5 protein-coding genes are annotated in these 5346 nt (G+C 69.3%); all 5 read right to left on the minus strand.

The window, feature by feature from the left end; genetic code table 11:
* A partial coding sequence (locus I5E_RS16945) for an ATP-binding protein (protein ID WP_022908031.1) occupies positions 1 to 1241 on the minus strand: 1241 nt, incomplete at its 3' end.
* A gap of 132 nt (positions 1242 to 1373) precedes the next feature.
* Positions 1374 to 1838 carry a DUF721 domain-containing protein gene (locus I5E_RS16950; protein ID WP_307159710.1) on the minus strand — a complete coding sequence of 155 codons (465 nt, stop codon included), beginning with the start codon at positions 1836 to 1838 and terminating at the stop codon, positions 1374 to 1376.
* A 35-nt stretch (positions 1839 to 1873) separates the two neighbouring features.
* Positions 1874 to 3109 carry a DNA replication/repair protein RecF gene (gene recF / locus I5E_RS16955; protein ID WP_022908033.1) on the minus strand — a complete coding sequence of 412 codons (1236 nt, stop codon included), beginning with the start codon at positions 3107 to 3109 and terminating at the stop codon, positions 1874 to 1876.
* Positions 3110 to 3142: 33 nt separating this feature from the next.
* Positions 3143 to 4030: a phosphogluconate dehydrogenase (NAD(+)-dependent, decarboxylating) gene (gene gnd, locus I5E_RS16960; RefSeq protein WP_022908034.1), complete on the minus strand. Its 888-nt coding sequence runs from the start codon at positions 4028 to 4030 to the stop codon at positions 3143 to 3145.
* 71 nt (positions 4031 to 4101) lie between these two features.
* A complete protein-coding gene (dnaN, locus tag I5E_RS16965) occupies positions 4102 to 5247 on the minus strand; it encodes a DNA polymerase III subunit beta (RefSeq protein ID WP_022908035.1) in 1146 nt (381 codons plus the stop codon).
* Positions 5248 to 5346 lie beyond the last annotated feature (99 nt).

A 5346-nucleotide genomic window follows, 5' to 3' on the forward strand; every position in this document is an offset into this window, starting at 1 on the left:
TTGCGTGCGGCAAGACGGCCCTGCGAGGCCTGGATCGCCTTGCGCACGACGTCGCGGGCCTGCGTCGGGTTGCTCTCGAACCAGTGCGTGAGCTCGGTGCCGACGACGCGCTGGACGAAGCCCTTGGCCTCGGTGTTGCCGAGCTTGGTCTTCGTCTGCCCCTCGAACTGCGGCTCGCCGAGCTTCACGGAGATGACGGCCGTCAGCCCTTCGCGGATGTCGTCACCCGTGAGGTTGTCGTCCTTCTCCTTGATGATCTTCGCCTCGCGCGCGTACTTGTTGACCAGGTACGTCAGCGCCGCGCGGAAGCCCTCTTCGTGGGTGCCGCCCTCGTGCGTGTTGATCGTGTTCGCGAAGGTGTGGACGCTCTCCTGGTAGGAGGTGTTCCACTGCATCGCGACCTCGAGCGCGATCTTGCGCTCCGGGTCCTCGGCCTCGAAGCCGATGACGTCCGGGTGCACGAGGTCGGCCTTCTTCTGCGCGTTGAGGTACTCGACGTAGTCGGCGAGCCCGCGCTCGTACAGGAAGGAGTCGTGGCGGGACTCTTCACCGTCGGCCGGGGTGCGCTCGTCCGTCAGGGTGATGCGCAGGCCCTTGTTGAGGAAGGCCATCTGCTGGAACCGCGTGCGCAGGGTCTCGTAGTCGAAGACGACCGTCTCGAAGATCTCGGCGTTCGGCCAGAACGTGATCGTGGTGCCGTGCCCGTCGTCTTCCTCGTCCTTCGACAGGGGCGCGACCGGGACGCCGTCGGTGTAGCTCTGGCGCCACACGTGGCCCTGCTGGCGGACCTCGACGTCGAGCTCGGAGCTCAGCGCGTTGACGACCGACGACCCGACGCCGTGCAGACCGCCGGACACCGCGTACGCGCCGCCGCCGAACTTGCCACCGGCGTGCAGGACGGTGAGCACGACCTGGACGGTCGAGACGCCCTCGGCAGCGTGGATCCCGACGGGGATGCCACGGCCGTTGTCGACCACGCGGACGCCACCGTCTTCGCGGATCGTGACGTTGATCGTGTCGCAGTAGCCCGCGAGCGCCTCGTCGACGGAGTTGTCGACGATCTCCTGCACGAGGTGGTGCAGACCGCGGGGACCGGTGGACCCGATGTACATGCCCGGACGCTTCCGGACGGCTTCGAGTCCCTCGAGCACCTGGATCTGGTCTGCGCCGTACTGGGGTTCGCTCTGCGGGGTCGCCTCGCCGGACGAGTTCTCTCGGTCGTCGTCAGATCCGGATGTCATTCGAAGGTGCTCCTGCCTGCGCGCGGAACACCCGCGCACTGCACCCCCCAGTCTACCGCAGGACCCCCTCCTCCGAGGGCGGAATCGGGCCGTGGACGGCCTTTTTTCGTCCTCCCGGACGATTTCGTCGGCTCACCCGTAAGTGTCGCGAGGACCGCGCCCCTGGACCGTCCTGGGACCGCGTTTCCAGGTGGGGGCGTCGGGGCCCGAAACCCGGATCGACTGGACGCCGGCTTCCGGGTGCCGTTCGGCGATGGTCGTCGTGATGGTGCTCCGCATCAACCGGAGCTGCGTCGCCCAGGCCGTCGAGTCGCACCGGATCACGAGGGCGCCGTCGTCGATGGTCATCGGCCGGGAGTGCTTCGCGAGCTCCTCGCCGACGACCGCGGGCCAGTCCACGAAGAGCTCCGAGCGGGCGAGGGGCTCGGTCCAGCCGAGCTCGGCGGCGAGCGAGCCGACCACGTCACCGAGCCCGGCGGGCTCTCGGCCGCGGCCGTACGGCACGGAATCGGGGTCGAGTCCCTTCATCCGGCGCCGACGCGCGTCGACGCCACGCTTCGAGGGGTCGCCGAAGACCGCGCGCAGGTGTCGGTACACCCGCGAGGGTTCGGTGGGTCGCGACGGCTCCGGCATCAGACGCCGGCCTCCGTCGCGTGGTCGTCCGTCTCGACGGTCGGACTGGAGGCGCGGCTCGGCTCCGCCTCGTCGCGCACGATCGTGCCGGCCTCGATCCGGACGGTGTGCGCCGCGAGCTGCGCGGGGACGTCGCCGAAGACCGCCGCCGTGATGAGTACCTGCTCGTAGTCGGCGACCGCGGCGGCCAGCCGTTCGCGGCGCGACTCGTCGAGCTCGGCGAACACGTCGTCGAGGATGATGATCGGGTCGCCGAGGCTCGACTCGGCGCGCAGGATCGAGGCACTCGCGAGCTGGACCGCGAGCGCGAACGACCAGGATTCGCCATGACTGGCGTACCCACGGGCAGGTAACCCGTTGAGCTGGAAGAGCACGTCGTCCCGGTGCGGGCCGACGAGCGTCAGACCGCGGTCGAGCTCGTCCCGTCGTCGACGGTCGAGCGCCGCGCGGAAGGCCTCGCCGGCGGCGGCCACGGTGACCGGCTCGTCGGGTGTCCCGAGGACCGGGTCCGTCGCGGCCACGTCCTCCGGGTCGCCGCCCCGGACGCTGAGGACACCGGTGATCGACGCCTCGTGCCGTTCACCGGCGACGGTCGCGTACGCCTCGGCGACGAAGGGGGCGAGGCGACGGGTGAGGTGGTCACGTGCGGCGATGATCTCGGCACCGAACGCCACGAGCCGCTCGTCCCAGACGTCGAGCGTCGCGAGCGACCCGGACTTGGCGCCGGTCGCGCGCGCGGACTTCAACAGGGTGTTGCGCTGCCGGAGCGTCCGGTCGTAGTCGGCGAGGACACCCTGCATGCGCGGGGCGATCTGACCGAGCAGCTCGTCGAGCATCCGGCGCCGGCCGGCCGGTTCACCGCGGACGAGCGCGAGGTCCTCGGGCGCGAACAGCACGCTCGTGCAGTACCGCGGGAGTTCCCGCGGCTTGATCGCCGACCGGTTGACCTGCGCGCGGTTCGATCCGGTGCGGTTGATCTGGACCTCGGCGAGGATGCTGCGGTCCTCGTGCGCGAGCCGGGCGCGGACGACCGCGGCGTCACAGCCCTGGCGCACGAGCGCGGCATCGGTCGGGACGCGGTGCGACCCGAGGGTGGAGAGGTAGCCGATCGCCTCGACGAGGTTCGTCTTGCCCTGTCCGTTCCGGCCGACGAACAGGTTCGGCCCGCGTGCGAGGTCGACCTCGGCCTCCCGGTAGTTCCGGAAGTCCGTGAGTTGCAGGTGGTCGACGTGCACGCGGGCCGAGACGAGCTCAGGTGGTTACCTGAGCTACGCCTTCTTGACGGCGTGGCCGCCGAACTGGTTGCGGAGCGCCGCGACGGCCTTCATCGTCGGGGAATCGCTGCCCTGACGCGAGACGAAGCGGGCGAACATGGCTGCCGAGAGCGCGGGCATCGGGACCGCGAGCTCGATCGCCTCTTCGAGGGTCCAGCGCCCCTCGCCCGAGTCGTCGACGTAGCCCTCGAGCTCGTCGAGCTTCGGGTCCTCGTTGATCGCGAGGACGAGGAGGTCGAGGAGCCAGGAACGGACGACCGTGCCACGCTGCCAGCCGGCGAAGACCGCCGGGACGTCGTGGACGATGTCCTTCGCCTCGAGGAGCTCGTAGCCCTCGCCGTACGCCTGCATGATCGCGTACTCGATGCCGTTGTGGACCATCTTCGCGTAGTGGCCCGCGCCGACGCCGCCGGCGTGCGAGAAGCCCTCTTCGCGCGGGCCCTCGGGACGGAGCGCGTCGAAGACGGGCATGGCGAACTCGACGTCCTCGGGGGCGCCGCCCACCATGAGGCCGTAGCCGTTCTCCTTGCCCCAGACGCCGCCCGAGACGCCGGCGTCCATGTAGCGGATGCCCTTGGCGTCGAGCTGCTTGGCGTGCACCTCGTCGTCGAGCCACTTCGAGTTGCCACCGTCGATCACGAGGTCACCCGCGCTCAGGACGTTCGACAGGTCGGTGATCACGTCGTCGGTGATCTTGCCGTGCGGGACCATGACCCACACGAGCTTCTTGCCCTCGGGCAGTGCGGCGGCGAGTGCGCCGAGGTCGGCGACGTCGGACACGGCGGGGTTCGCGTCGTAGCCGGTGACCTCGATGCCTGCGTTGCGGAGACGGGCACGCATGTTGTTGCCCATGCGACCGAGGCCGACAAGACCGATGTGCATGATTTCCTCTTCTGTTCGTCGTCGCGCTGATGCTGCTGGGAGCGCGTCAGCGCAGTGTTCGGCTGTTGCGCTTACCGCAGCAGGAGATTGGGCTGCAGCAGGTACCGGTATCCGTCCGCCGCCGGGGCCTCCTGCGAGGTCTGGCCGGTGATGAGCACCGGTCCCGGCTTGTTGGGGTTCTCCGTCTTGGTGAAGGAGATCCGGACGAACTCGGAGTGCACCGCGTTCAACCCGTCCAGGAGGAAGGCGGGCTTCAGCGAGACCACCGTTTCCTCACCGGTCAGCAACGCACTGATCGACTCTGACGCCTGCGCTTGTTCGGAACCGATCGCTTCGAGCGTGAGCCCGTCGACCGTGAAGGAGAACCGGAGGGCTGCTTCGCGCTCCAGGACGAGGGAGACCCGTCGGACCGCCTCGACCAGTTCCGCGGTGTTGATCACCGCGTGGTCCTGGACGGTCTCGGGGAAGAGCCGGCGGACCGGCGGGTAGTTGCCCTTGATGAGCAGCGACGTGACGGTCTTGTCGTCCGCGTGGAACGCGATGAGCTCGCGGTCGGACGAGCCGCTGATCGACACCGACACCGTGGAGGCCGAGCCGAAGGTGCGGCCCACCTCCTGCAGGGTGCGGGCGGGGACGAGTGCGTGCAGCGGGTCCGACCCGACGCGACCCGAGTCCCAGGCGATGGTGCGGACGGCCACGCGGTAGCGGTCCGTCGCGATGAGGGACAGGTCGTTGTCCCCGACCTCGAGCTGCACGCCGGTGATGACCGGGGTGACGTCGTCGCGACTGGCGGCGACCGCGACCTGCGAGACCGCCTCGGAGAACGCGTCGCCGGGGATCACGCCGGTCTGCTCACCGATCTCCGGGAGCGTCGGGTACTCCTCGACCGGCATGGACAGCAGCGTGAAGTGCGCCGAGCCGCAGGTCACCGAGATCTTGGAGTCCTCGGTGGTGAAGGTGACCGGGGCGTTCGGCAGACGGCTCGCGATGTCGTTCAGGAGCCGGCCGGAGACGAGCACGGTGCCGGGTTCGTCGATCTGCGCCGCGATGGACGTCTGCGCCGAGACCTCGTAGTCGAACGACGAGAGCGTGAGTCGATCGCCGTCCGCGTGGATCAGGACGCCCGAGAGGATCGGGAGGGTCGTGCGCTGTGGGAGGAGCTTCACCGCGAAGGAGACGGCTTCGGAGAAGACGTCCCGGTTGACCTCGAACTTCACAGCTGGAACCCCTGTCGATCGGTTGGACTGTCCGGCCGCCCCATTGTGGCACAGCCCGACCGGGCCCGGATTTCTTGTCATCCCGCCGTCCACAAGGTT

Origin of the sequence: Curtobacterium sp. B18 (assembly GCF_000333375.1) — a bacterium.
Lineage (GTDB): Bacteria > Actinomycetota > Actinomycetes > Actinomycetales > Microbacteriaceae > Curtobacterium.

Bases quoted from the DNA above. Each gene is read 5' to 3' on its own strand.
- gnd (WP_022908034.1), bottom strand. From the start codon at position 4,030: ATGCACATCGGTCTTGTCGGCCTCGGTCGCATGGGCAACAACATGCGT.